General features: G+C 65.7%; 23 protein-coding genes. 13 read left to right on the forward strand and 10 right to left on the reverse strand.

Annotation, left to right across the window (positions count from 1 at the left end; translation table 11 throughout):
* The first annotated feature begins 116 nt into the window (after positions 1-116).
* A complete protein-coding gene (locus JQ586_RS29325) occupies positions 117-365 on the forward strand; it encodes a hypothetical protein (RefSeq protein WP_212398105.1) in 249 nt (82 codons plus the stop codon).
* A gap of 31 nt (positions 366-396) precedes the next feature.
* Here the strand turns inward: JQ586_RS29325 and JQ586_RS29330 are convergent, their stop codons facing one another.
* Positions 397-993, reverse strand: coding sequence for a helix-turn-helix transcriptional regulator (locus JQ586_RS29330; protein WP_212398106.1), 597 nt, complete (start codon positions 991-993; stop codon positions 397-399).
* A gap of 576 nt (positions 994-1,569) precedes the next feature.
* On the opposite strand from JQ586_RS29330, the gene JQ586_RS29335 reads away from it, so the two are divergent.
* Positions 1,570-1,962, forward strand: coding sequence for a hypothetical protein (locus JQ586_RS29335; protein ID WP_249148302.1), 393 nt, complete (start codon positions 1,570-1,572; stop codon positions 1,960-1,962).
* A gap of 69 nt (positions 1,963-2,031) precedes the next feature.
* On the opposite strand, the gene JQ586_RS29340 is transcribed toward JQ586_RS29335, so the two are convergent.
* Positions 2,032-2,214 carry a hypothetical protein gene (locus JQ586_RS29340; protein ID WP_212398107.1) on the reverse strand — a complete coding sequence of 61 codons (183 nt, stop codon included), beginning with the start codon at positions 2,212-2,214 and terminating at the stop codon, positions 2,032-2,034.
* A 93-nt stretch (positions 2,215-2,307) separates the two neighbouring features.
* Positions 2,308-3,309: a glycoside hydrolase family 3 protein gene (locus JQ586_RS29345; protein WP_212398108.1), complete on the reverse strand. Its 1,002-nt coding sequence runs from the start codon at positions 3,307-3,309 to the stop codon at positions 2,308-2,310.
* Between the two features lie 172 nt (positions 3,310-3,481).
* On the opposite strand from JQ586_RS29345, the gene JQ586_RS29350 reads away from it, so the two are divergent.
* Positions 3,482-5,542 (forward strand): acetoacetate--CoA ligase, encoded by a 2,061-nt coding sequence (locus tag JQ586_RS29350; RefSeq protein ID WP_312017034.1) that lies wholly within the window; start codon positions 3,482-3,484, stop codon positions 5,540-5,542.
* On the opposite strand, the gene JQ586_RS29355 is transcribed toward JQ586_RS29350, so the two are convergent.
* Positions 5,543-6,469 (reverse strand): LysR family transcriptional regulator, encoded by a 927-nt coding sequence (locus JQ586_RS29355; protein WP_212398110.1) that lies wholly within the window; start codon positions 6,467-6,469, stop codon positions 5,543-5,545.
* 71 nt (positions 6,470-6,540) lie between these two features.
* Between JQ586_RS29355 and JQ586_RS29360 the strand changes: the two genes are divergently transcribed.
* From JQ586_RS29360 to JQ586_RS29370, 3 genes are read left to right on the forward strand one after another with little or no spacing between them, the layout of a single operon-like run.
* Positions 6,541-7,695 (forward strand): DSD1 family PLP-dependent enzyme, encoded by a 1,155-nt coding sequence (locus tag JQ586_RS29360; protein WP_212398111.1) that lies wholly within the window; start codon positions 6,541-6,543, stop codon positions 7,693-7,695.
* Positions 7,696-7,713: 18 nt separating this feature from the next.
* Entirely contained in the window at positions 7,714-8,361 is a 648-nt protein-coding gene (locus JQ586_RS29365) for an HAD-IA family hydrolase (protein WP_212398112.1), read from the forward strand.
* Between the two features lie 13 nt (positions 8,362-8,374).
* Positions 8,375-9,502: a threonine synthase gene (locus JQ586_RS29370; RefSeq protein WP_212398113.1), complete on the forward strand. Its 1,128-nt coding sequence runs from the start codon at positions 8,375-8,377 to the stop codon at positions 9,500-9,502.
* Here JQ586_RS29370 and JQ586_RS29375 read toward each other — a convergent pair.
* Genes JQ586_RS29375 through JQ586_RS29385 form a run of 3 tightly spaced genes read right to left on the reverse strand, consistent with a single transcriptional unit; the run spans position 9,499 to position 11,701 of the window.
* Positions 9,499-10,074 (reverse strand): peroxidase-related enzyme, encoded by a 576-nt coding sequence (locus JQ586_RS29375; RefSeq protein WP_212398114.1) that lies wholly within the window; start codon positions 10,072-10,074, stop codon positions 9,499-9,501. The two genes, JQ586_RS29370 and JQ586_RS29375, sit on opposite strands and share 4 nt — an antisense overlap.
* The gene (locus JQ586_RS29380; protein ID WP_212398115.1) at positions 10,071-10,556 is read right to left on the reverse strand and encodes a CMD domain-containing protein; all 486 of its coding nucleotides are present in this window, start codon (positions 10,554-10,556) and stop codon (positions 10,071-10,073) included. The genes JQ586_RS29375 and JQ586_RS29380 overlap by 4 nt, the downstream gene beginning before the upstream one ends.
* Complete coding sequence (locus JQ586_RS29385; RefSeq protein ID WP_212398116.1) at positions 10,553-11,701, reverse strand: PLP-dependent cysteine synthase family protein; 1,149 nt, start codon at positions 11,699-11,701, stop codon at positions 10,553-10,555. The genes JQ586_RS29380 and JQ586_RS29385 overlap by 4 nt, the downstream gene beginning before the upstream one ends.
* 92 nt (positions 11,702-11,793) lie before the next feature.
* On the opposite strand from JQ586_RS29385, the gene JQ586_RS29390 reads away from it, so the two are divergent.
* Genes JQ586_RS29390 through JQ586_RS29400 form a run of 3 tightly spaced genes read left to right on the forward strand, consistent with a single transcriptional unit; the run spans position 11,794 to position 15,537 of the window.
* The gene (locus JQ586_RS29390; protein ID WP_212398117.1) at positions 11,794-12,774 is read left to right on the forward strand and encodes a LysR family transcriptional regulator; all 981 of its coding nucleotides are present in this window, start codon (positions 11,794-11,796) and stop codon (positions 12,772-12,774) included.
* Positions 12,771-14,228, forward strand: coding sequence for an NAD(P)-binding domain-containing protein (locus JQ586_RS29395; protein WP_212398118.1), 1,458 nt, complete (start codon positions 12,771-12,773; stop codon positions 14,226-14,228). The genes JQ586_RS29390 and JQ586_RS29395 overlap by 4 nt, the downstream gene beginning before the upstream one ends.
* A 34-nt stretch (positions 14,229-14,262) precedes the next feature.
* Positions 14,263-15,537, forward strand: coding sequence for a citrate-proton symporter (locus tag JQ586_RS29400; protein ID WP_212398119.1), 1,275 nt, complete (start codon positions 14,263-14,265; stop codon positions 15,535-15,537).
* A 57-nt stretch (positions 15,538-15,594) separates the two neighbouring features.
* Here the strand turns inward: JQ586_RS29400 and JQ586_RS29405 are convergent, their stop codons facing one another.
* Both JQ586_RS29405 and JQ586_RS29410 read right to left on the reverse strand, forming a co-directional pair.
* Positions 15,595-16,788, reverse strand: a complete 1,194-nt coding sequence (locus JQ586_RS29405) for a serine hydrolase (protein ID WP_212398120.1) — start codon at positions 16,786-16,788, stop codon at positions 15,595-15,597.
* A gap of 92 nt (positions 16,789-16,880) precedes the next feature.
* Positions 16,881-18,521, reverse strand: a complete 1,641-nt coding sequence (locus JQ586_RS29410; RefSeq protein ID WP_212398121.1) for an NAD(P)/FAD-dependent oxidoreductase — start codon at positions 18,519-18,521, stop codon at positions 16,881-16,883.
* A gap of 297 nt (positions 18,522-18,818) precedes the next feature.
* Here JQ586_RS29410 and JQ586_RS29415 point away from each other — a divergent pair, with 297 nt between their 5' ends.
* Positions 18,819-19,721: an AraC family transcriptional regulator gene (locus JQ586_RS29415; RefSeq protein WP_212398122.1), complete on the forward strand. Its 903-nt coding sequence runs from the start codon at positions 18,819-18,821 to the stop codon at positions 19,719-19,721.
* 29 nt (positions 19,722-19,750) lie between these two features.
* Here the strand turns inward: JQ586_RS29415 and JQ586_RS29420 are convergent, their stop codons facing one another.
* Complete coding sequence (locus JQ586_RS29420) at positions 19,751-20,500, reverse strand: class I SAM-dependent methyltransferase (RefSeq protein ID WP_212398123.1); 750 nt, start codon at positions 20,498-20,500, stop codon at positions 19,751-19,753.
* 216 nt (positions 20,501-20,716) lie between these two features.
* On the opposite strand from JQ586_RS29420, the gene JQ586_RS29425 reads away from it, so the two are divergent.
* From JQ586_RS29425 to JQ586_RS29435, 3 genes are all read left to right on the forward strand, one after another.
* The gene (locus JQ586_RS29425) at positions 20,717-22,036 is read left to right on the forward strand and encodes an Hsp70 family protein (RefSeq protein ID WP_212398124.1); all 1,320 of its coding nucleotides are present in this window, start codon (positions 20,717-20,719) and stop codon (positions 22,034-22,036) included.
* Positions 22,037-22,177: 141 nt separating this feature from the next.
* On the forward strand, positions 22,178-23,770 hold the full coding sequence (locus tag JQ586_RS29430) for an ABC-F family ATP-binding cassette domain-containing protein (protein WP_212398125.1): 1,593 nt from the start codon (positions 22,178-22,180) through the stop codon (positions 23,768-23,770).
* A gap of 243 nt (positions 23,771-24,013) precedes the next feature.
* Entirely contained in the window at positions 24,014-24,430 is a 417-nt protein-coding gene (locus JQ586_RS29435) for a hypothetical protein (RefSeq protein WP_212398126.1), read from the forward strand.
* Positions 24,431-24,488 lie beyond the last annotated feature (58 nt).

Raw genomic sequence — 24,488 nt, forward strand, 5'->3', positions numbered from 1 at the left:
CGGGACGCTTGATCCCGGAGGCCTGATCGCCGCGGTAGCCGTACTTCTACGGCGTGCGATTTTCACCGTCGGATAACGTTGCATCCCCACACTTGCATGGTCGCTTGGGGGAGCCGATGTTCAGATACGAAACGACCGACCAGAAGGAAGCCAGACGCTTCCGCATCGCCCAGTTCAACGGCCGGTCCGCAACCATACGTTCGGCCGGCGCAACCGTCACCGGCCGGGTCCGCTCCATCGTCGAGAGCAAGACCAGCGTCACCGCAACATGGGTGATCATGATCGTTCCGGAAGAGCGCGCCCGCGCCATCCCGACCGGGCGGTCGCCGCTGCGCCTGCACATTCCGGCGGAAGACTATCTCTGAGATCCTCTGCCTGCCGTGAGGCCGGCCCCGCTCAGGCGGGATGCAACAGCGCCTTGCGGACGAGATCCGCGGTGTTGCGTGCACCGAGCTTGCGCATCGCCTCGGCGCGGTGGCTCTCGAATGTGCGCGGGCTGATGTTCATGCGCAGCGCGCCCTGCTTGTTTGAATAGCCGTCGCTGATCAGGCTGAGCACTTCTCGCTCGCGCCTGGTCAGCGGCTTGCGTCCGGCCTCCGGCGCGACCATCGGATCAGGCGACCGGGCGCGCGCCGGCCTGTCGTCGCGGACCGATCTGAGATCGGCCGCGGGGACGGCGTTGGGATAGAGATCGGAAATCTGCTTCAGCATCGCGGACACCCGCTCGGTCTGCTCGAGCGCATTCTCGATGACCTGGCGCAGGTAGATGCCGTTGCCGGTCGTTTGCGCGAACTGATGGCTGTGCTGCTTGAGCTCGTTCATATAGAGCAGCAGCGCCGTCACCGGCCCGTTGAACTGGCGGACGATCGCGGCCCCGGCCTCCTCGGTCGCCGGAACCTGCGGTGGCGGCATGGCCCCCGGGGTTTCGAGCGGAGCGCCCTCCTCCATCCATCTGGGAAGGCGGACCTCGGCTCGATTGTCGTGTTGCGTCATAGGTATGGTTTACCGAACGTGAACTGTGTCTCCGTTAACGCCGGACTCCGTAGAAATACGGATAACGCAACTGTGATGCGGAAGTCAGATCACCAAACAGAGTCAGATAGCCGCCGATTCGGCAACGGATCTCGCGTGGTCGATTCGGATTACAGTAGTCTTACGGGCCGGCGCCTGCCTCAATCTCCGTAATTCCACGGGGACATGGATTTACCTTCGCCCGGCCAAACGGCTGCGGCCGGGATCTCCAGCTCGCCGGTCATTGCCGGTCATTGATGCGTGGTTCGCAGCCTTGCCGTCAGCCCCCCAAATCTCAGGGGCGGCCGAGCCAAAGGAACTTTGCCAGGAATCGTCCTGATACGACGAACCTGAACCACCAATACGCCATCCGTCGCGTTGTCATGGCTGATGCCCTCGCACCTGATTGGTCCGGTATCCTCCTCGATACCGCGCGCACCGACGCGGCGCTGTGAGATGGTTCACATTCAAAGAGGCGTCGCGATGATCGTCGTCTCGGATGGCCTTGAAGACCCCGGCAAGGAGGCCGCGATGACGCGACGACAAAACCGATCCTGGATGGCGATCGCGGCATTCGCCGCGGCATTGGCTTTCGGCACCGCCGCGCAGGCCCAGAGCGCGCCGGCAGACAAGGCCACCGCGGCGTCCGACAGCACCATCATGGTCACCATCTTCTTCAAGCACGACCAGTCGCGTCCGCTCGGCGAGTTGAACGCGCAACTGGAGCGGCAGGGATTCTACAAGGCATTCCCGCCTGAAGGCGTCGAGGTCGTGAGCTGGTATGTGATGATGGGCGTCGGCCAGGTGGTGACCCTGCGGCTGCCGGCGTCGCAGCTGCGTGAAGTCAACCGTGTCATCGAGAACAGCGCCTGGGGCGCCTATCACACGGAATTCTATCCCACCTACGACTACAAGGCAGTCGGGATCGCCAAACACGCGACGGCGAAGTAACGGCCGCGCGCGACCTCTTGCCGGTCCTGCTCGTTCAGAGCCGGTTTCCGGGACAGGCGTGACCCGCGCTCAGGCGTGGGCCCGCGTGCGCTGGCTGAGCCTCTTCGCCAGGGTCCGCAAATCCTCCTTGCGCCCGCTGCACAGCAGGCGGGTGAATTCGTCAGGATCGATGGAAGCAGGGGAAGCATCGGCCGGTTTGGGCGCGACGCGGCGTAGCCAACTCAATCCGAAGAGACGCTTGAGCATCTTCATGGTTCTTGAGCCCCGATGAGCGTCAACATTAAATCGCGGCAAGGATGATGGTTCCAGTCCCTTGTCGCGACTCGTGCCGATTTTTGTGCACGCTCAGGCCAGCAGCGCTTTCCGCTTTCGCACCCGCTCGATGGACTGCGGCACCGCCGCCTGATCGAGGCTGCCGTCATCGAGCCGCTGTGCAACAGCCTCGGCGAGGCCGGCCATCTCCTGCTCCTGGTCGATGAGATTATTGCCGATGCAGACCATGTCCATGCCGGCGCCGATCGCCTGCAGGGCGGCAGCGGCAGTGCCGAGCGCCTTCTGCAGCCCCTGCATCTGCATGTCATCCGATATCAGGAGCGTCTCCGGCAGGCGGCGGCGGAGCCGCCCGATCGCCACCGGCGACAATGTCATCGGACGATGCGCGTCCCAGGGCGGGACAATGGCATGGCTGACCAGTACCGCATCGCCAAAAGTCTGCGGCGCCATCGCGTAGAACAGTTCCTCCTGCTCCGGCCGCGGCGCTTCGGAGAGATCCATGAAGTCGAGATGCGAATCGACGCTTGCGCCGCCGATGCCCGGAAAGTGCTTCAGGCACAGCCCGACCCGCGCCTGCCGCGCCGCTGCATCGACGAGGCGCGCGTTGGCCTCGACCTCGCCGATATCGGCCGAATAGGACCGCTTGATCCTGCCGATATTCGGATTGTCGGGATTGTAATCGACATCGATGACCGGCGCGAAATTGTAGCGGATGCCGAGCCGGCGCAACTCGCCGTAGCTCGCGCTGAGGATCGCCTGCTTCTCGCCGGTCGCCAGGCGGTTGAAATCCCTGGCGCTCGGCAACGGCTGAAAGCCGAGGCCATCCTTGAGCCGGCGCACCAGCCCGCCCTCCTGATCGATGAAGACCAGCGGGCTCGATGGCAGCATCGCGATCTCGGCGCACAGCGACTGGACCTGCTCAGGCGAAGCGACGTTGTTGTCGTATTCGCTGTTACGGCAGGAATAGTCGAACAGGATCACCCCGCCGAGCCCGAAGCGCGCGGCAAAGTCCCTGAGCCACTGCGGAATGGCCTTGCCGTGGAAGCCGAGGATGAAGAGTTCGCCGACGGACATGGGCGCTGCGATCCGCTTGCTCGGGAATCAGGTGCCTCGCGGAACGGCATAGCACGGCGCGGCGGAGGTAAGAATATGACGCAGCGCGTGGCCGCGGCTGCGTTCCCCGCGCTCACGTCACTATGTTAAGACAGCATCGCGCGCCGTCGCGAACACCAACACGAACAAGAACATCCGGAAACCGCCCATGACAGCACCTTACGTCCCGCAAATGGCCCTTTACCGCCAATGGCTGAAGGAGCGGCGCGGGCTCAGCTTTGCGAATTTCGAGGCGATGCGGCGCTGGTCGGTCACCGACATCGACGGCTTCTGGCAAAGCATCTGGGATTATTTTGGCCTCCGCTCGCCGACGCCGCACTCGGCGGTGCTCGCGAGTCGCAAGATGCCGGGTGCGGTTTGGTTTCCCGGCGCCTCGGTGAACTATGCGCGCCAGGTCTTCCGCCATGTCGAGCCGGCGCACGCCGCCGGCCTTCCGGCGCTGATCTCGAGCGGCGAAGACGGCAAGCTTGCCGAGACCAGCTGGCCCGAGCTCAAGCGCAAGGCCGCCGCGCTGGCGCTGGATCTGAAGGCCAAAGGCGTCAAGCCGGGCGATCGCGTCGCCGCCTACCTGCCGAACATTCCCGAGACCATCATCGCCTTTCTCGCGACCGCGAGCCTGGGTGCGATCTGGAGCCTCTGCGCGCCCGACATGGCGGCGCCCGCGGTTGTCGACCGCTTCAAGCAGATCGAGCCGAAGGTGCTGATTGCCTGCGACGCGGTGACCTATGCCGGCCGGCGGCATGACCGGCGTCCGGTGATCGAGGAATTGCGGCAGGCGCTGCCGACGGTCGAGCATGTCATCCTGCACGGCGACACGGCGGGGTCCGAGACCCGGCTCGCGTCCATCCTCGCCGGCCACAGCGCGGCAATCGACGCATTCGAGCCGGAATGGCTGCCGTTCGATCATCCGCTCTGGATCGTCTATTCCTCGGGCACGACCGGCCTGCCGAAGCCGATCGTGCACAGTCATGGCGGCGTGATCGTCGTGTCGCTACCGCTCGCGACGCTGCACAACGACATCGGCTGCAGCTATCACGAGAATTCGTTCGGCGAACGCTTCCACTGGTACTCGTCGACGGGCTGGATCATGTGGAACTGCCAGGTCAACGGGCTGCTCGGCGGCACCACCTGCTGCATCTTCGATGGCAGCCCCGGCGGCTCCAGGGACAAGCCGGACTGGACCACATTGTGGCGCTTCGTCTCTGACAGCAAGGCGACCTTCTTCGGTGCGGGCGCGGCGTTCTTCGCCAACTGCACCAAGGCCGGGATCGATCTCGCCGCTGTCGGCGATCTGTCGCAGCTGCGCACGCTCGGCTCGACCGGATCGCCGCTGAGCGCCGATACGCAGGCCTGGTTCAACGAGCATTTCGCGGCGCTCGCGACGCGCAACGGCAGCGCCGCTCAGGCCGACATGTGGTGGGCGAACATCTCCGGCGGCACCGATTTCGCGGGCGCCTTCATCGGCGGCAATCGCGAGCTGCCGCAGACGCCGGGCATCATGCAGTGCCGCCTGCTCGGATGTGCGGTGGAAGCCTTCGACGAGCAGGGCCGCGCCGTGATCGACGAGGTCGGCGAGCTCGTCTGCACCGAGCCGCTGCCTTCGATGCCGCTGCGCTTCTGGAACGATCCCGGCGACGCGCGCTATCGCTCGAGCTATTTCGAGACCTTTCCCGACAATTTCGATGGCAGCGGCCGCGGCCCGGTGTGGCGCCACGGCGACTGGCTCAAGATCAACCCCGACGGCTCCTGCGTGATCTACGGCCGCAGCGACGCCACCATCAACCGCCATGGCCTGCGCATGGGCACCAGCGAACTCTATTCGGCGATCGAGGCGCTGCCGGAGGTGCTCGACTCGCTCGTGGTCGACCTCGAATATCTCGGTCGCGACAGCTACATGCCGCTGTTCGTGGTGCTGCGCGAGGGCACAGCGCTTGACGATGCGATGAAGGCGAGGATCAACAAGGCGGTCGAGGCAGGATTGTCGCGCCGCTTCCTGCCCAACGACATCTTCGTGGTCAAGGAAATCCCGCGCACGCTGTCCGGCAAGAAGCAGGAGCTGCCGATCAAGAAACTGCTGCTCGGCCACGCCGTCGAAAAGGTGATCAACAAGGACGCTATGGCCAATCCGGGATGCCTGGACTGGTATCTTGCTTTCGCGAAGGACTATCTGAGCAAGCGGGGCGGCGCGGCCTAGCTAGGATTTCCTGGCCGCGCGCCATGGCGGTGGGGACAGGCCGGCGCGCAGGGATTCCAGAAAAGCCTGCGTCCGTCGAGCCCGGCCGCTGCGGCCTGGGTTGAGCAAGGCAACGACGTCGGCCGGCGGCAGGTGATAGTTCGACAGGGCGCGCACCAGCCGGCCAGCGCCAAGATCCTCTGCGACATCCCATTCCGATCGCACGATCAGGCCGCGATCGGCCAGGGCCCACGCCTTGACGACATCGCCGTCATTGCTCGACAGCATCGGTTCGATCCGGACGACCTCCGACGGCGATCTGGCCCGCTTGCGGGAGAATCGCCACAGCGTCACGTCCTCCTCGTTCTCGCGCAGTGCGATGCAATCGTGCTCGCGCAGATCCCGTGGCCTTGCCGGTACCCCTCGCTGCTTGAGATAGGCCGGAGAAGCGCACAGGAAGCGCTCGTTTGCGGCAAGACGCTGTAGCCGAAGCGCGGAATCCTTGAGCGTGCCGATGTGGATCATGATGTCCCAGGAGCCCGCGGCCGCCCGTCCGGGCCGGTCGGACAGCTCAAGCTCGACGGAGACACCGGGATGCCGCGACCGGAATGCAGCCACGGTCGGCGCGACATGGCGGCGTCCGAATCCGAGCGGCGCGAGAACCTTCAGATGGCCGGTGATGCTGCCGCGGCGCGCCTGCAGCGCCTCCGTCAGCTCGGCGGCCTCGTCGAGCAGCGCCCGGCCGCGCAACAGCAGCAATTCGCCCTCGTCGGTCAGCGTCAGCCGCCGCGGCGAACGGCTGACCAGCTGAACGCCGAGCCGCTGCTCGAGGCCTTGCAGCCGCTGCGACACCGCCGGCGGCGTCACGTCGAGCGCCCGCGCCGCAGCCGCCAGAGTGCTGGCCGCCGCGATCGCGACGAAGAAGCGGATGTCGTCGGTCGAGAGCATTAAGTTTGAACTTAATATAGGAATGACGATCGGTAAATTGTGCTTAGCGCGAAAGCGGCTAGGCTGGAGGCATGTCGCACGCTCCCGCAACGAAGCCATCCCTCGCCGGGATTGAAACGCCCGGCCTCGTCCTCGACGAAGGCCGCATGCTCAACAACATCGCGCGCCTGAGAACGCGGCTGACGCAGCTTGGCGTCAGGCTCCGCCCGCATCTGAAGACCGCAAAATCAATTGAGGTCGCCCGCGCCGTGATGGAGGGTCCGGCCGGCCCCGCTGCGGTGTCGACCTTGCGCGAAGCCGAAGTCTTCACCGAGGCCGGCGTGCGGGACATCCTCTATGCCGTCGGCATCGCGCCGCAGAAGCTCGACCGCGTCGCCGCGCTGCGGCGGCGCGGCGTCGACCTGTGCATCGTGCTCGACAGCCTTGAACAGGCGACCGCAGTCACGGCAGCGGCGCGCACAACCGGCGACCGCATTCCCGTGCTGATCGAGATCGATTGCGACGGCCACCGCGCGGGCATCCGCGCGAGCGACCCGCTCCTGGTCGAGATCGGCCGCACGCTCCGCGCCGGCGGCGCGGAGCTGCGCGGCGTCATGACGCATGCCGGCGAGTCCTACAGCTGCCGCGGCGCTGCCGCGCTCGAAGCGGCCGCCGAGGGCGAGCGTGCCGCCGCCGTGGCCTGCGCCGAGACGCTGCGATCAGCCGGGTTGCCCTGCCCGGTGGTCAGCGTCGGCTCCACGCCGACGGCGCATTTCGCGCGCCGACTCGACGGCGTCACCGAAGTGCGCGCCGGTGTCTTTGTGATGTTCGATCTTGTCATGGCCGGGATCGGGGTCTGCACGACCGACGACATCGCGCTCTCCGTGCTTGCGACCGTGACCGGCCATCGCGCCGACCGCGGCTGGACCTTCATCGACGCCGGCTGGATGGCGCTGTCGCGCGACCGCGGGACCGCGCGGCAGGAGATCGACCAGGGGTATGGCCTGGTGTGCGACGTCGACGGTCGGCCTTATCCCGACCTGATCGTGGGCGAGACCAATCAGGAGCACGGCATCATCACCCGCCGCCCCGGCAGCGCGGCGCCACAGATGACGTTGCCGATTGGAACGCAGGTCAGGATCCTGCCGAACCACGCCTGCGCGACCGGAGCCCAGCATGACCGGTACCACGTCGTGACCGCCGGCTCCGGCGCAGTGAAGGAGTGGGAGCGGTTTCGCGGATGGTGAAAGGGGAGCACTGACGACATGAGTCGCGCCTATGATGCCGTACTGTTCGACCTGCTGACCGCATTGCTCGACAGCTGGACGCTCTGGAACAAGGTCGCCGGATCCGACGACGCCGGATATCGCTGGCGCGCGGAGTACCTCAAGAACACCTACGCGACCGGGCGCTATCGTCCCTACGAGGAACTGGTCGGCGAGGCGGCGCGCAATGTCGGGCTGCCGTTCGACTGCGCCGACGAGCTTGCTGCGCGTTATACGGAGCTCGAACCCTGGCCCGAGGCCCGTGGCGTGCTGCAAACGCTGCACGAGGCGGGTGTCGCGCTCGGGGTCGTGACCAACTGCTCGGAACGGCTGGGCCGCATCGCCGCCGACCGCATCGGTATTCCCTTTGCGGTGGTTGTGACCGCCGAGCGCGCCGGCTATTACAAGCCGCAGCCGCAACCCTACCAGCTCGCGCTCGATGAATTGCCCGACGGCACAAATCGATGCCTGTTTGTCGCGGGATCGGCCTATGATCTATTCGGCACGGCACGCGTCGGCTTGCCGGCGTGGTGGCACAATCGGGCCGGGATGACCTTGCCGAAGGGGGCGCCCGGCCCGATCGTGACGCGGAACGGCCTGACGACGCTGCCGGCCTTCGTTCTCGGTCGCGATCCGGCCGATCCTTGAGGACCCAATCAAGATGCCACTCCCCAGCTACATCGACCCGCTCAACGGCAGGCACTATCCGCTGGATGTCCCGCGCTGGTGCTCCGACGAGGGCAAGCCGCTGCTCGTCACGCCGCAGCCGGGAATCTCGCGCGACGACATCGATCGCTCGGTCCGTTCGCTGTGGCGCTACCGCGCCGCGCTACCGGTCGAGATCGCCAGGCCGATCACGATGGGCGAAGGCTGCACGCCGCTGGTCGAGAAGGAGTGGGGAGATCTGCGGCCGCACTTCAAGCTCGAATGGTTCAATCCGACATCGAGCTTCAAGGACCGCGGCACCACGGTGATGCTGTCGTTCATGCGCCAGCTCGGCGTCGACGCGGTGCTGGAAGACAGCTCCGGCAATGGCGGCGCCTCGGTCGCCGCCTATGGCGCGGCCGGCGGCATGCGGGTCAGGATCCTGGCTCCGTCGACCACGTCGCCGATGAAGGTGGCGCAGATGCATGCATTCGGTGCCGAGGTCCAGCTCGTCGAGGGCCCGCGCGAGGAATCGGAGGCGGAAGCGATCCGCCAGTCCAAGCAGACCTTCTACTCCAGCCACAACTGGCAGCCGTTCTTCCTCGAAGGCACCAAGTCCTTCGCCTACGAGATCTGGGAAGATTTCAACTTCGCCGCGCCCGACAACATCGTCATGCCGGTCGGCGCCGGCAGCAGCCTGCTCGGCTGCTATATCGGCTTCAAGGAACTGCTTGCAGCCGGGCAGATCACGCGGCTGCCGCGCCTGTTCGCCGCGCAACCGCTCAACTGCTCGCCGGTCGATGCCAGCTTCGCCGCCGGCGTCGATACGCCCGTCGATCGCGCGGTGAAGAAGACCATCGCCGAAGGCACCGCGATCAAGCATCCGCTTCGCCTGAAGCAGATGATCGCGGCACTGAAGGACAGCGGCGGCGGCACCGTCGCAATTCCCGAGGATGGAATCATCGCCGCGCTGAAGCGACTGGCACGCACCGGACTGTTCGTCGAGCCGACATCGGCCTCTGCCGCCGCCGCGCTTGACGTGCTGAAGGAGCGCGGCGCGATCCGTCCGAATGAGCGCACCGCCGTCATCATCAGTGGAACGGGAATCAAGGCCGCGGCGCTGATCACCGAGCTTCTGGGTTAGCGCGCCAGCGGCTCGCCGAGCGTGTGCATCAGCCGGTTGGCCCAGCCGAACAGCGCGGCCGACAGCACCAGGTCGAGCTGTTCGAGCTCGCTCAGCCCGGCATCCGTCAATGCCTTCGCATGGTCGGGGTCGATCTCGACCGGCGTGGTCGAGAGCCCGGTCGCGAAGTCGAACAGCGCCTGGTCGCGCGGCGGCAGTCTTGCGTCACGCTCGTCGGCGAAGATGGCGTCGATCACCTCGGTGCGGCGGGTAATGCCGAGGAAGCGCGAGGCGTGCACGGCGGCACAATAGACGCAGCGATTGACCACCGACGCGGCGACGGCACCGAGCTCGCGCTCCGCCGACGATAGGCCGTCCTTGCCGTACATGATCAGGTTGAACAGCGGCGAGCGCACCTCGAGCGATTCCGGATCATGCGCGAGCGTCAGCACATAGGGCGAGAAGCCCGTGTTCGAAGGGGTCACCTTCATCGCCTTGAGCTGCTCCGGTGTCGCGGTCGCAAGATCGACCGGCGTGACATAGGGCGACCAGGTCGGGACCTTGGCGGTGAAGTGGTGGATGGGCTCGCTCATTGCACGCCTTTCAGGATCTTCAGGCCGGCGATGACCCGGAGCTGGTAGTTCACGAAGGCCGCGAGCTCGGCGAGGCGTACGATATCAGGCTCGCTGACGCCGGCGGTCTTGAGCCGCTCGATGTCCTGCCGCGTCGCCTCGCGCGGCGCGGTTGTCAGGACATCGGCATGGCGGGCGACCGCATCGAGTCGCGGTTCGCCCGACCTGCCATCGGGATGCGCGAGCGGCGCGACGTCGAGATCGCCGGAGTGCGCCAGATAGGCGTCGTAGTGACCGGCGAGATCAGCATTGCCGACATGCCGGCACATCCGCGCCGCCAGCGCGGCCCGCAACGCATGGCTCAGCCCGCCGGGATCGCGCGGCAGCAGGACCGCGTCGTGCGCGGCTTCGCTGAGGCGCAGGATCTCGGCCCGCATCTTCATGGCCTCGCCAAGCTTCGAGCCCGGCGGCACGCCGGCGAAGGTTTCGATCAGATTGCTCATGCAGGGTCTCTGAGGTCGCGGGGGTTCGGGACATCCTCGACCGCGATGCCGAGAGGTTGCGCACCGCCGAGGAACGCGTTCAGCGCGGCCTCGTAGGGCGCCGGATCGAGCCCGCGGGCCGCGAGCCATGCCGGGTCGTAATAGGTCTGGCGATAGCGCTCGCCCGAATCGCAGATCAGCGTGACCAGCGAGCCGGTCAGGCCTGCGTCGCGCATCTCCGACGCGAGACGGCAGAGCGCGAGGAAATTGGTGCCGGTGGAGCCGCCGACCACACGTCGCAGCAGCCGCGACAGCACGTTCATCGCGGCGATCGATGCGGCATCCGGGATCTTCATCATGCGGTCGACGACGCCGGGCACGAAGGACGGCTCGCAGCGCGGACGGCCGACGCCTTCGATCAGCGAGGGCCGCTCGCAGACATGGGAGCGGTCCTGGCTGCGGAAGCAGTCGAAGAAGGCGGAGTGCTCGACGTCCGCGACGCAGAGGCGGGTCGGGAACTGGCGATAGCGCAGATAGCGACCGATGGTCGCCGACGTGCCCCCGGTGCCGGCGCCCATCACGATCCATTCCGGCAGTGGGCGCTGCTCGCCCTTGAGCTGGCTGAAGATCGATTCGGCGATGTTGTTGTTGCCGCGCCAGTCGGTGGCACGCTCGGCAAAGGTGAACTGGTCCATGTAGTGGCCGCCGAGACGCGCGGCGAGCGCAGCGGCCTCAGCGTAGAGCGCGCGGCCGTCATCGATCAGGTGGCAATTGCCGCCGTAATGCTCGATCGCGGCGATCTTCTCCGCCGACGTCGTGCGCGGCATCACCGCATAGAACGGCACGCCGATCATCTGCGCGAAATAGGCCTCGGAGACCGCGGTCGAGCCGGACGAGGCCTCCACGACGGCGGTGCCTTCGCGGATGTGCCCGTTGCAGAGCGCATAGAGGAACAGCGAGCGCGCCAGGCGATGCTTGAGGCTGCCGGTCGGGTGGGTGGATTCGTCCTTCAGATAGATGTCGATGCCCGAGAGCCCCGGCACGATCAGCCGCATCAGATGCGTGTCGGCCGTCCGGCACTGGTCCGCCTCGATCGCTGATACGGCGTCATCGACCCAGCCGCGGCGATAGCTCGGCCCGGCCGGCGAGGATTGGCGGGATGACATGGATCCGTTCGACATCGGACCATCTAAGCATGATCCATATTTTGCATCAAGGCATCTTTATCATTCTAAAAATGGATGATAAGCGTCAAGCCATGCAAGACGACGTGATCGATATCCGCCTGCTGGAAGCCTTCGCCGCCGTCATGTCGGCCGGGAGCATCACCGGCGCGGCACGGCTGCTCGGCCGGTCGCAGCCGGTGGTCACGCGGCAGATCCAGGATCTCGAGACCGACGTCGGCTATCTCTTGTTTTCCCGGAACGGGCCGCGCATCAGCCCGACGCCGAAGGGCATCCTGTTCTACGCCGAGGTCGAGCGCCTGCTGCTCGGCCTGAAGCATATTCGCGATCGCGCGGCCGCGATCGGCGCGGGCGCATTGCCGGTGCTCAGCCTCGCCGCGATCCCGGCGCTTGCGGGCGGCATCGTGCCGGTCGCGCTGGCGACGGTGGACCAGGCCCTGTTGCCGCGGCAGGTCCATGTGCAGGCGCTCTCGGCCGAGAACGTCGTGCAATCGGTGCTGTCGCAATCCGTCGATTTCGGGCTCGCCAGCCTGCCGGTCCAGCATCCGGGCCTCGACGTGCAATGGGTCTGCGAGGTGCCATGCGTCGCCTGCCTTGCCGCGGACCATCCGCTCGCCAAGCGCAAGGTGATCCGCCTGAAGGATCTCGACGGCCGCAGGCTGCTGACCATGGCAAATCCCTACCGGCTGCGCCGCCGCGTCGACGACGCAATCGCGCGTGCCGGCGCGATCCCGGCGGAGGTGATCGACACCAATTCCTCGCTGACGGCGATCGCGATGGCGAAGCAGTCGCTCGGAATCGCGATCGTCGAGCCGGTGCTGACCTCGAGCCTTGCGATGGAAGGCGTCGTCACCCGCCCGCTCGACGTCGCGATCCCCTTCCTGTTCGCCGCGGTATCGCCGACCGGGCGCGAGCTGACCCCGACGATAACGGCGATCAACGACGCGCTGCGCGTTGCCGTCACGCTGATGCCCGGCGCAAAGCTGCACGGCGGCGAGGCTGCGTTGTCCGAACCTGCCGGCGAGCCCGCGACGTCGGAGAGAGATGGAACATGAACGTGACCGCGGCCACCGCCACCGGATTAGCCGCGCTCGAGGCGCGCCTGAAGCAGGATCTCGCCTGGCTCGAGCAGCCCGCGAAATCCTGGGTGCCGCGCCGCGTGGTCGACGGCGAGGACGTGGTCGACGTCGTGATCATCGGCGCCGGCATGGCCGGCCTCGTCACCTCGGGCCTGTTGAAGCGCCTCGGCGTCGACAGTCACCTCGTGCTCGATCGCGCGCCGGCCGGCCGCGAAGGACCGTGGGTCACCTTCGCGCGGATGCGCACGCTGCGGTCGCCGAAAGAGCTGACGGGTCCGGCGATGGGCCTGCCGGCGCTGACGTTCCGCGCCTTCTACGAGGCGCAGCATGGCGAGGCGGCATGGAAGGCGCTCGACCGCGCGCCGCGTCCGATGTGGATGGAGTATCTGATCTGGTACCGCAAGGTGCTCGACCTCCCCGTCCGCAACGAGGTTGCGGTCGATCGCATCCACGCCCGCCCCGACGATCTGCTGGCGCTCGACGTCAGCGAAGGCGGCCGCGCGCGAAAACTTCTCGCGCGCCATGTCGTGCTGGCGACGGGGCGCGATGGCCTCGGCGGCCCCTATGTCCCGCCGATCGCCGACGGCATCGACAGGCGCTTCTGGGCGCACTCGGCCGACGACATCGACTTCACGCGCCTGCGCGGCAAGCGTGTCGCCGTGGTCGGCGCCGGCGCCTCGGCGATGGACAATGCGGCGACTGCGCTCGAAGCGGGTGCCGGCAGGCTGGACCTCTTCATCCGGCGGGCGGACATCCCGCGCATCAACAAGTTCACCGGGATCGGCAGCCAGGGGGTCGTGCACGGCTTCGCCGGGCTGCCCGACGAGTGGAAATGGCGCTTCCTCGATCACACGCTGAAGGCGCAGACGCCGCCGCCGCGGCCGAGCGTGCTGCGCATCTCCTCGCACAGCCATGCGCATTTCCACCTGGCGAGCCCGGTCACGGGTCTTGCCGTCGACAACGACCATCTCGTCGTGACGACACCCAAGGGCCGTTACGCGACCGACTTCATCATCTTCGGCACCGGCTTCAAGGTCGAATTCGGCCTGCGCCCGGAGCTCGCCGAATTCGCGCCCCACATCCGCCTGTGGTCCGATCGCTTCAGGACTCCCGACGGGATGGCCAATCCCGAGCTGGAATCCTCGCCCGATCTCGGCGACGGCTTCGAGTTCCTCGAGAAGGTGCCGGGTGCCTGTCCGGCGCTGGCGCGGCTGCACTGCTTCAACTATCCGGCGACGCTGAGCCACGGCAAGCTCTCGGGCGACATCCCTGCGATCAGCGAGGGCGCCGACCGGCTCGCGCGCGGCCTCGTCCGCAAGCTCTTCGTCGAGGATCGCGAACGCCATTTCGAGAACCTCAAGGCATTCGCGACGCCAGAAATCCTCGGCGACGAATGGACCGACGCCGACGCCAAACGACCGGCCCGATAGAGACCGGCACCAACAACGAACGGGGGCAGCGCAGATGCAGACGACCAACCGGAGTGCCATCGTGGCGGCGATCGCCGGCAATGCGATGGAATGGTACGACTTCACGATCTTTGCGCTGATGACCCCGGTCATCAAGAGCCTGTTCTTCCCGATCGATCCCAACATCGCCGGCAGCGAGATCAATGCGCTGCTGTTGACCACCGCGCTGTTCGGCGCCGGCTTCGTGATGCGGCCGATCGGCGGCCTCGTGCTCGGCTATTACGGCGACCGCAGGGGACGGAAGGCCGCGATGACGCTCGGCATGGGGCTGATGGCGCTGGCGGTCGCGATGCTGTCGCTGACGCCGACCTATGCCACCGTCGGCGCCGCGGCGCCGCTCATCGTGCTGGTCGCGCGGCTGCTGCAGGGCTTCTCGGTCGGCGGCGAGTTCGGCACTTCGACCGCGTATCTGATCGAGGCGGCGCCGCCCGGCCGCACCGGATATTACGGGTCCTGGCAAATCACCGGGCAATTGATGGCCAACGCGCTCGGCGCCACGCTCGGTGCCGGCCTGACCTTGACGTTCACGCCCGAGCAGCTCACCGCCGGCGCATGGCGGATTCCCTTCCTGGTCGGCCTCGCCATCATCCCGATCCTGCTCGTCATGCGCGCCAGGCTGGTCGAGCCGGACGCGCTGCGCAAGGACAAGGCGGCGGCGCCGACCACGAAATTCACCGACGATCTGAGGCGTCCGGGCCGCAACTATCTGATCGGCATGGGCATGGTGGTCGCAAGCGCGGTCTCGTTCTACGTCACCTTCGGCTACACCGTGACCTACGCCAAGGAGGTGCTGAAGCTGCCGCTGATGCAGAGCTTCCTGGTGCAGATGATCGCGGCACTGGTGATGGTGATCGTGGTGCCGATCGCCGGCGCGATCTCCGACCGCTATCCGCGCAAGCCGCTGCTGCTGGTGTCGCTGATCGGTTATTTCGTCTCGCTCTATCCGTTGTACAGCTGGGTGATCGCCGAACCCTCGATCATGAAGCTCCTGGTCTGCCAGGTCGTGATCGCGTTCTTCGGCGCCTTCTTCCTCGGCGTCTACTGCACGACGCTGGTCGAGCTGTTCCCGGTCCGGATCCGCTCGACCTCGCTGTCGATCGTCAACAATGTCGCGGTGCTGATATCAGGCGGCTTCGCCCAGTTCTTCGTGACCTGGCTGATCGCGCTGACGGCCTCGCCGCTGGCGCCGATCTTCTACGTCATGATCGGCGTCGGCCTCGGGCTGATCTCCGTCATCGCGATGCGGCCAGCGGACATGAAGCCGCGATAGTGCCAATCCCGGCTGCGGCGTCCGCCGCAGCCGGTGTCATCTCAGCCTATTCGCGCCCTAACCCGCCTTGCGCAGCCTGAGAGCGTCGTAGAAGGCCGTTTCGAAATTGATATAGCCGATGAACGATGTCGGGTCGCCGAACGGCAGGATCTGGCTGGCCCAGTATCCGCCGAAGCCGTTCCGGCGGTCGATCCAGTAGAACAGGTTGGCCAGTCCCGCCCAGCCCAGCGCGCCGGCGGGGCGGCCGGTCGGGGCTTGCTCGTCATTGATCATGAAGCTCAGCGCCCAGGATTTCGACTGGCCGGGGAAGAACTCGGCGTCGTTGGCGAGCGAGGTGATCACGCCGGTGATGGCCGTGACCTTGTTGTTGCCGAGATGGTTCTGCTCCGCCATCCGCACGGTCTCCGCCTTCAGGACGCGACCGTTCTCGCCGGCGCCGTCATTCAGCCACATGCGGATGAAGCGCATGTAGTCGCCGATGGTGCCGTAGAGTCCGTGGCCGCCCATGTGGATCTCGGGATTTGCCGGCAGCTCGAAATCCATCGGCGTGAGGGAGCCGTCGGCGTTGCGGGCATGGATCCCGGCGAGTTTGCGACGCATCGCGTCGGTGAGCTCGAAGGTCGTGTCCTCGATGCCGAGCGGCTCGAAAATGCGCGTCCTGAAGACCTCGCCGAGCCGGCGGCCGGTGATCGCCTCGACGATCTGGCCGCACCAATCCATGTTGGTGCCATACTCCCAGCGCTCGCCCGGATCGAACAGCAGCGGGGTCATCAGCGACGCCCTGGACGCGGTGATGACGCTCGGCTGCCCCTTCTCCTGCGCGAGCCGGTTGTAGGTGTGATTGATGAAGTCGTAGCCGAGGCCTGCGGAGTGGACCATCAGCATGCGCGTGGTGATGTCACGCTTCGGCGCTCGTAGCACCGGCTCGCCCCTGTCGTCAAAGCCCTCGATGACCTGCAGCTTGCCGATGTCGGGCGCGTAGGTCCTGGCCGGCGCGTCGAGATCGAGCTTGCCTTCCTCGACGAGTTGCAGGACCGCCGTCCCGGTGATCGCCTTGGTTGTCGAGAAGATGGCGAACACGCTGTCCGTCGTCATGTCGGCGGCCTGGTCGAGGCGACGCTTGCCGGCGGCGCCTTCATAGATGTTGCGATGACGATCGGTCACCATCGCCACGACCCCGGGAACGCGCGGATTGGACGTCACGACGCCGTCGAGAATCGCATCTGCTGTCGCACTGAAGTTCGCGCTCATTGTGCTCCTCCTGTATTTGTTTGTGATGTGGTCGACCGTGAGTGGGGGCCGCTGATCTCCGAAGACGCGCGGCGCCGGATCACGATCGGGTCCTATTGCATGGCAAAGCCGTGATAGCCGCTTGCGGCGACCTCGTCGCATTTCTGGCGGTAGGTGCCGACGCCGCCGCAATACGACAGCACGCGGCGCGGCTTGCCTGCGACATTCGAGCCCAGATACCAGGAGTTGGTCTTCGCGATCAGCGTTGCGTTTGCCGTTTCATCGTGATGCGCCACCCACTGATCTTCGGTGTCCCGGCTGGGCTCGATGACGTTCAGGCTCTTGCCGCGCATATATTTGATGCAATCGGTGATCCACTCGACCTGCTGCTGCAGGCAGGTGGTCATGTTGCAGAGCGCCGCCGAGGGGGCGAGCGGCACGGCGGTCGTGAACAGGTTCGGGTAGCCGTGGACCTGCAGGCCCATCGTGGTACGGATGTCCCTGCCCCAGTCTTCCTTGAGCGAGCGTCCATCGCGGCCGCGGATATCGATCCGCGTCAGCGCGCCGGTGCCGGCGTCAAACCCCGTCGCCAGGATGATGACGTCGAGATCGTACACGGTGCCATCGGTAGTCTGGATGCCTTCAGGCGTGATGCCCGCGATTGGATTGTTCTTGACGCTGATGATCTCGGCATTGGGCCGGTGGAAGGCCTCGAGGAAATTCTGTTCCAGTGGCACGCGGTGCGTGCCAAAGCCGTAATCGGACGGGATCAGCTGTTCGCAGAGCTTCGGATCCCTGATCCGCTCGCGCATCTTCGTGCGCACGAATTCGGATATCTCGGCGTTGACGGCTTCGTCGAAGAACAATTCGGCGAAGGATGAAACCCACAATTTCAGCGAGCCGTCGTTCCAGCAGTCCTCGATCACCTGGCGGCGCTGCTGAGGGGTCAGGTCGGCCCAGGCGTGCTCGAAGTCGAACTCGAATCCGGTAAACGTCTTCGGCAGCCGTTCGGTGAGGTATTTGAATTTCGACTTGTAGGCTTCGGCATCCGACGCATCCCATTTCGGGTTCTTCATCGGAATGATGTATTGCGGGGTGCGGATGAACACCTTGAGACGACCGACCTCGCCGGCGATCGACTGGATCACCTGGATTCCGGTCGCGCCATTGCCGACCACGCCGACACGCTTGCCGGCAAGTTCGACCGGCCCCTTGGGCCAGCGCGCGGTGTGGAACAGCTGGCCCTTGAACGTCTCCTGTCCCGGGAAGGACACGTGCGGGGCCGACAGCATGCCGCAGCAAGTGATCAGGAACTGGGTATCGATCACGTCGCCTTTGTCCGTCGTCACCAGCCAGCGTTGCCTCGCCTCGTCGAAATGCGCGCTCTTGACGGTTGTGCCGAACTGGATCTCCTTCCTGAGATCAAGACGGTCGGCGACGTAGTTCAGCCAGCGCTCGATCTCCGGCTGCCCCGGGAATCTCTCGCTCCAGCTCCAGCCTTTGTAGAGTTCCTCGGAAAACAGATACTGATAGGTATGGCCTTCGGAATCGAAGCGCGCGCCTGGATAGCGGTTCCAGTACCAGGTGCCGCCGACGCCGGAGCCGGCATCGATCGCCCTGACGTTCATGCCCTGCTCGCGCAGGCGGAACAGTTGATAGAGGCCCGCGACGCCGGCACCGATCACCACGGCGTCGAATTTCGATGTCGCATGTGCGCCATTGCTTCCATTGGACCCGGTTGCGGTCACGGTCATCGTTTCCTCCTGTGCGTGGTCTCGCGCACATCCGCTGTGAGGCCGGATGGTGGTGCGCTGCGCCAATTTGAGCCCGGCGGCCTGGACCGGTTGCCGGACGCGGAGGAAGCTATTGGCCCTGCGGCCTCCCGGACTTGGATGAAATCGACAATCTCTGGAACGCGGCCGTTCAATCGCCATCATCGGCCGTTGGTCTGCTTGGCAAAGCGCGAAAGCGGCCTATTCTGGGCTCTGCCGGCCGGCCAATGAAAACAAGCAGTCAACCGCGTCACTGATTCAAGGGAGGAGGCTCGCGCGATGGGCCAGTTGATCACGGTCGAGGAATTGCCGCGCTACGCTCCCGGCGAGTTGAGGCTGGATAGTTCGTCGGTCGGGCGGAGCGATTTCCGCCTGCGGATCTTCCGCTATGGGCCATCCGATATCTGGGTTCCCCCATCGGACAACTTCCTTGTCGTCGTCTATCGCGACGGCACCACGTCGATGAGCCGTCGCGTGACCGGCCAATGGAAGCAGGATCAGGTCGGCCGTGGCGTCACGACGCTCCTGACCCGCGCCGAACCCTCCAACTGGCACTGGAAGAACGACATCGAGGTCACTCATTTCTACATCGCGCCGGCCCTGATGACGAAGACGGCCAGCGAGGCGTTCGATCGCGATGCCGAGGCCATCGAGCTGCACGATCTGCTCAAGGCCGAAGATCCGATCCTGACCTGGATCAACGACCAGATGGTTCAGGAAATCGCCGCGGGCGCTCCGGGCGGTCGGCTTTGCTACGACGCGCTGGCGCTGCAGGCGAGCGTGCACATCCTGCGGAAATACGCCGCGGTCGAGTTCAAGATGCCCTGCGCCCAGGGGCGATTCCGCCCGGCGCATGCCCGGATGATCGAGGACTATATTGAACAGAACATTTTCAGGAACATCACACTGGAGGAGCTGGCGAACATCTGTCACTGCTCACCAGTGCAGTTCGCGCGCAAGTTCCGCGTGCACTACGGCATGCGGCCGCATGCCTATGTCTTGCGGCGCAAGGTGGAGCATGCGTGCCAGCACCTGCGCAAGGACCGCGTGGCGCTGAAGGAGATCGCACTGCTTGCCGGCTTCGCCGACCAGAGCCATCTCAACCGCGTCTTCCGACTGCACATGAACGTGACGCCGGCGGAATATCGCCGGCAAATGTGCGGAACGACGATCGACACCTGAGACCGGTCTTACGCGGCCGGTGAGGCCTTCTAGACCCGCTTCAGCAGAAAGAGCTGGGTGACGTAGGGAAACACCACTTCATCGGCGTCCCCGAGTCCGGCGTCGCGCAGGATGTCGTCCGACTGCTCCCGAAGCGCCGCCTTCTCCGCCTCGGGAAGATTGGCGACATAGCTCGTCGATGCGATGCGCTCGAAAACATCCTGTCGGCGCATCCGATGCGGATGGTCCTGCACGATTTCCTTCTCGAGCACGAAGCGTGGATCCTGCAAGATCCAGCGCCAGCGCCCCGACCGTTGCCGCGGAGTGTCTCCTGCATATCTTTCGATCATGCGGGACAGCGCGTCGACCCATGGCGCACGGTCATCCCTGTTGTTCCAGACCAGCGCCAGCGTTCCTCCGGGATGCAGGAGCCGCGCGATCTCGGCGACGGACGCCTCGTTGTCGAACCAATGGAACGCCTGGGCGCAAGTGACGAGATCGACGCTGCCGGTTTCAAGATTGATCGCATCGGCGCGCGTGTTGACGACCTCGACCCGCGCTTCGTTCGCGAGCCTGGCCGACATTTCGGCGACTGGCTCGACCGCGACCAGGCGGGTGTTCGCGGACATGTGCGCGAGCAGGAGGCGGGTGAATTTGCCGGTTCCGGCACCGAGATCGACAATGCAACGCGCGGCCCCAAGCGGCAGCGCGGCGACGATCTCAGCCGGATAGCTCGGTCGACCGGCCTCGTAAGCATCAGCCGCGACGCGATAATTCAGGGCCGTGGGGTTCATTGTCATGCCGTGCTCCTCCGCCTGCCCGAAACGCCGGGTGTTATAGAGCAGCGCAAGCGCAGGACGGGAAGAGCGTGCCTGCTCAAGATTGGCTGAACCTTCATCATTTTTCCGTCAAGCCATGCTCCCGGCAGGTGGCGCGCACGTCCCTCGCGCCGGTTGGCAAATCCGGCCAAAGCCGCTAAACGTCCGCCCCCTTCACATCACGATCAGAGCAAGGACATGTCGAGCGCTCCGCCCGCCGTCTCGATCGGCGTCGATTTCGGCACCAGCAATACGGTGGTGGCGCTGGCCGATGGCGACGGCCGTGTCGAGGCGATCAGGTTCGACCATGGCGGAAGCAGCCATAGCACCTATGTGTCGGCCCTGTGCTTCTGGGAGGACCGACCGGGTGCCGGCCTGCACCCGCGCGCCGAGGGCGGGCCGTGGGCGATCGAGCAGTTCCTGGAGGGGCGCACCATCCATCGCTTCATCCAGTCGTTCAAGACCTTCGCGGCAAGCTCGGCCTTCAACACCACGCAGATCTTCCGGCAACGCTACAAATTCGAGGATCTGCTGGCGGCGTTCCTGCGCACGCTGGCGCGCCACGCCGGCGACGGGTTCGATCTGGGCGCGCCCACCATCATGGTCGGGCGTCCGGTGCGCTTTGCCGGCGGCAATCCCGATGACGAGCTCGCCATGCAGCGCTACCGGGCCGCGTTCGAGCGCCTGGGCGCCAGCCACGCGCGCTATGTCTACGAGCCGGTCGGCGCCGCGTTCTCCTTCGCGCGCAGCCTCGACCACGACGCCACCGTGCTGGTCGCCGATTTCGGCGGCGGCACCAGCGACTTCTCCGTGATGCGCTTCTCGCGCAAGGGCGGCGTGCTGCGCGCCGAGCCGCTGGGACACGCCGGCATCGGCATCGCCGGCGACAGCTTCGACTATCGCATCGTCGACCACATCGTCTCGCCGCGACTCGGCAAGGGCACGAATTACCGCTCCTTCGACAAGGTGCTGCCGATTCCCAACCACTTCTATTCGAGCCTCGCCCGCTGGCATCAGCTCGCGATGATGAAGGGCAATGGCGACCTGCGCGAATTGCAGCAACTCGCACGCACCGCGCTCGATCCGGCGCCGCTGCAGGACTTCATCACCATCGTCGACCACGATCTCGGCTTTGCGCTGTATCGCGCGGTGTCCGACACCAAGGTCGCGCTGTCGAGCCGCGACCGTGTCGAATTCCGCTTCGCCCGCGAAGGCATCGACATCGGCGCCACCGTCACCCGCAAGGATTTCGAACGCTGGATCGCCGACGATGTCGAACGGCTCGGCGCAACGGTCGACGAGGCGCTGGACAAGGCCGGCATCACCGCAGGACATATCGAGAAGGTGTTCCTCACCGGCGGCACCTCGTTCGTCCCCGCCGTGCAGCGCCTGTTCGCCGACCGTTTCGGCAAGGCGCGGCTGACATCGGCGGACCAGTTCGAGTCGATCGCCTATGGGCTGGCCTTGATCGGGCACACGGCGGATCCGGATCGGTGGACAGTTGCGGAGGCGGCGTGAGGGGCCACTTCCGGTCTTGATCCTGACACCACGCGCAACTAGTTTGTCCAAATTCATCACTTCCCGAGAGGATGCCGACAGCCATGGATTTCACCCGCGCAGCAATGCCCATCAGCCTTGCCCACCGGGATTTCCATCGCCATGCCAGCATCGATCACGCTCTCCAATCTGATCCTGACCACGCCTGACGGAAGGTCACTCCTCTCCAACGTCGACCTGAATTTCGGACCGGAGCGAACCGGCCTCGTTGGCCGCAACGGCGTCGGCAAGACGACCCTGCTTGCGCTGATCGCAGGCCAGCGCGCGCCGAAGTCCGGCACGGTCTCGGTGCGGGGACGCATCGGGATGCTGCATCAGACGGTGCAAATGAACACGGACGCGTGCGTGATCGATCTGTTCGGCGCGCGCCGCGCGCTTGCCGGGCTGCGCCGCGCCGAACAGGGCATCGCGACCGCTGAGGAGCTTGCAGATGTCGACTGGACGCTGGAGACGCGCATCGCGTCCGCGCTCGCTCGCCTCGGACTGCACGACGTCACCGAAGCGCCGCTTGCAGCATTGTCGGGCGGTCAGGCCACCAGGGCTCGCCTTGCCGCGCTCATTTTCGCGCAGCCCGACTTCCTGCTGCTGGACGAACCGACCAACAATCTCGACCGCGAGGGGCGCAAGGCGGTGATCGAGTTGCTCGCCGACTGGCGACAGGGAGCCATCATTGTCAGCCACGACCGGGAGCTGTTGGAGACAATGGATGCGATCGTCGAACTGACCTCGCTGGGAGCCAGACGCTACGGTGGCAATTGGAGCGCGTACCGCGCGCGCAAGGCCATCGAGCTTGCGGCAGCACGGCACGACCTGAGGGATGCCGAAAAGCGCATCACCGAGATCAACCGCAAGGCCAAGGAAACGTCCGAACGCAAGGCGCGCAAGGACGGCGCAGGCGAGAGGAAGCGTGCGAAGGGTGACATGCCGCGGATCGCCGCCGGCCTGCGCAAGGACCGCAGTGAAGATACCAGTGGCGAGAACGTGCGCCTGGCCGAGCGCAGGCGGGAACAGGCGATCGAGGTTGCAGCCGCGGCGCGCCAACGCATCGAGGTCCTGCAGCCGCTGTCAGTCAGGTTGCCGTCGACCAATCTGCCGTCAGGCAGGACGGTTCTGAGGATCGAAGGCGCCGATGCCGGTTATGGGGCGCCGATCCTGTGCGACGTCACCTTCTCCATGTCAGGTCCGGAGCGGGTCGCGATCGTCGGGCCCAACGGCGCCGGCAAGACCACCTTGCTGAAGCTGATCGCCGGCGAACTCCAGCCCTTGCGCGGCACGATACAGGTTATGACCCGCTTTGCCATGTTCGACCAGACGGTCAGCCTGCTGGATGCCTCAGCCTCCATCCTCGACAACTTCCGGTGCATCAACCCGAATGCCGACGAGAACGCGTGCCGGGCGGCGCTGGCACGCTTCATGTTCCGCGCCGATGCCGCCCTGCAAGCCGTCTCCTCGCTCAGCGGCGGGCAACTGCTTCGCGCCGGCCTCGCCTGCGTCCTGGGCGGTCCGATGCCGCCCCCGCTCCTGATTCTCGACGAGCCGACCAACCATCTGGACATCGAGTCAATGGAAGCCATCGAGGCCGGATTGCGCGCCTATGACGGAGCGCTGCTGGTTGTGAGCCACGACGAAGCCTTCCTCGACGCCATCGCGATCACCCGCAGGTTCGACATCGGTGAGGCTGCGCGAAGAATCTAAATTCGTCAGCACGATCAACGCGACTCATGCTGTCCAGCCCTGCGCGAAAAAACATTCCGCTTCCGTCGTCGGGCAAATCAGATGTTCAATTCCGCCCGTCCCGCCCGATGAGAGGGGCGTTGCGCACGTCACGAACGCGCGGTGGGATGCGATGGACGCGGAGGTGCACGAGGCGAACGCACCGAGGCGGACGGCGAAGTCGTGCAGGCCTGACGCCCTAGTGGCAGGTGTCGAGTCCTTGGGATGCGCAAGCGTCTTGCGGATGACGGTGACAAAAAAGCCCAGTCTCACCGGGGAGAGCGCGAAATAAGCCGTAACCCATCGCGCAGGGAAAGCCGGGATGTTTCCGGTTACACCTGTGGTCCGACCTCCGGTGCTTTTTATTGCACCGGACCCATGGGTGCGATCGGCACCCGGCTTTCCCTGCGCCCTCTGCTCGAGAGGAGCGTGAAGCGAGATGCAAGACTCGGACAGATCATGTCGCGAGAATGCGAGCGCATGTCGTCATTGCTTTTTGACAAGTGGATCATGAGACCGCCGCGGCCCGCGAAGGGCCCGCCGTCGCTGCAGCGCGGCTTTGGCGCGGCACCCGCCTTTGCAAACGCCTTCGTCGCGGCATGCCGCGCCGAAGCGTTAGCGAATGAGCGGCCCGATACATAGGTGACATTTCGTACCGGACACATGGGTTACACTTTCCGCTTTTGTTCTGCGGGAGGTG

This window comes from Bradyrhizobium jicamae, assembly GCF_018130215.1.
In the GTDB taxonomy this organism is placed as follows: Bacteria; Pseudomonadota; Alphaproteobacteria; order Rhizobiales; family Xanthobacteraceae; genus Bradyrhizobium; species Bradyrhizobium jicamae_A.

What these genes read in the sequence shown, in the direction of transcription:
- JQ586_RS29340 (WP_212398107.1), bottom strand. Translation starts at nt 2,214, where the DNA reads ATGAAGATGCTCAAGCGTCTCTTCGGATTGAGTTGGCTACGCCGCGTC.
- JQ586_RS29430 (WP_212398125.1), top strand. Translation starts at nt 22,178, where the DNA reads ATGCCAGCATCGATCACGCTCTCCAATCTGATCCTGACCACGCCTGAC.
- JQ586_RS29375 (WP_212398114.1), bottom strand. Translation starts at nt 10,074, where the DNA reads ATGAGCGAGCCCATCCACCACTTCACCGCCAAGGTCCCGACCTGGTCG.
- JQ586_RS29395 (WP_212398118.1), top strand. Translation starts at nt 12,771, where the DNA reads ATGAACGTGACCGCGGCCACCGCCACCGGATTAGCCGCGCTCGAGGCG.
- JQ586_RS29370 (WP_212398113.1), top strand. Translation starts at nt 8,375, where the DNA reads ATGCCACTCCCCAGCTACATCGACCCGCTCAACGGCAGGCACTATCCG.
- JQ586_RS29325 (WP_212398105.1), top strand. Translation starts at nt 117, where the DNA reads ATGTTCAGATACGAAACGACCGACCAGAAGGAAGCCAGACGCTTCCGC.
- JQ586_RS29360 (WP_212398111.1), top strand. Translation starts at nt 6,541, where the DNA reads ATGTCGCACGCTCCCGCAACGAAGCCATCCCTCGCCGGGATTGAAACG.
- JQ586_RS29425 (WP_212398124.1), top strand. Translation starts at nt 20,717, where the DNA reads ATGTCGAGCGCTCCGCCCGCCGTCTCGATCGGCGTCGATTTCGGCACC.
- JQ586_RS29420 (WP_212398123.1), bottom strand. Translation starts at nt 20,500, where the DNA reads ATGACAATGAACCCCACGGCCCTGAATTATCGCGTCGCGGCTGATGCT.
- JQ586_RS29410 (WP_212398121.1), bottom strand. Translation starts at nt 18,521, where the DNA reads ATGACCGTGACCGCAACCGGGTCCAATGGAAGCAATGGCGCACATGCG.
- JQ586_RS29335 (WP_249148302.1), top strand. Translation starts at nt 1,570, where the DNA reads ATGGCGATCGCGGCATTCGCCGCGGCATTGGCTTTCGGCACCGCCGCG.
- JQ586_RS29330 (WP_212398106.1), bottom strand. Translation starts at nt 993, where the DNA reads ATGACGCAACACGACAATCGAGCCGAGGTCCGCCTTCCCAGATGGATG.
- JQ586_RS29390 (WP_212398117.1), top strand. Translation starts at nt 11,794, where the DNA reads ATGCAAGACGACGTGATCGATATCCGCCTGCTGGAAGCCTTCGCCGCC.
- JQ586_RS29415 (WP_212398122.1), top strand. Translation starts at nt 18,819, where the DNA reads ATGGGCCAGTTGATCACGGTCGAGGAATTGCCGCGCTACGCTCCCGGC.
- JQ586_RS29435 (WP_212398126.1), top strand. Translation starts at nt 24,014, where the DNA reads ATGCGCAAGCGTCTTGCGGATGACGGTGACAAAAAAGCCCAGTCTCAC.
- JQ586_RS29365 (WP_212398112.1), top strand. Translation starts at nt 7,714, where the DNA reads ATGAGTCGCGCCTATGATGCCGTACTGTTCGACCTGCTGACCGCATTG.
- JQ586_RS29385 (WP_212398116.1), bottom strand. Translation starts at nt 11,701, where the DNA reads ATGTCATCCCGCCAATCCTCGCCGGCCGGGCCGAGCTATCGCCGCGGC.
- JQ586_RS29405 (WP_212398120.1), bottom strand. Translation starts at nt 16,788, where the DNA reads ATGAGCGCGAACTTCAGTGCGACAGCAGATGCGATTCTCGACGGCGTC.
- JQ586_RS29355 (WP_212398110.1), bottom strand. Translation starts at nt 6,469, where the DNA reads ATGCTCTCGACCGACGACATCCGCTTCTTCGTCGCGATCGCGGCGGCC.
- JQ586_RS29400 (WP_212398119.1), top strand. Translation starts at nt 14,263, where the DNA reads ATGCAGACGACCAACCGGAGTGCCATCGTGGCGGCGATCGCCGGCAAT.
- JQ586_RS29380 (WP_212398115.1), bottom strand. Translation starts at nt 10,556, where the DNA reads ATGAGCAATCTGATCGAAACCTTCGCCGGCGTGCCGCCGGGCTCGAAG.
- JQ586_RS29345 (WP_212398108.1), bottom strand. Translation starts at nt 3,309, where the DNA reads ATGTCCGTCGGCGAACTCTTCATCCTCGGCTTCCACGGCAAGGCCATT.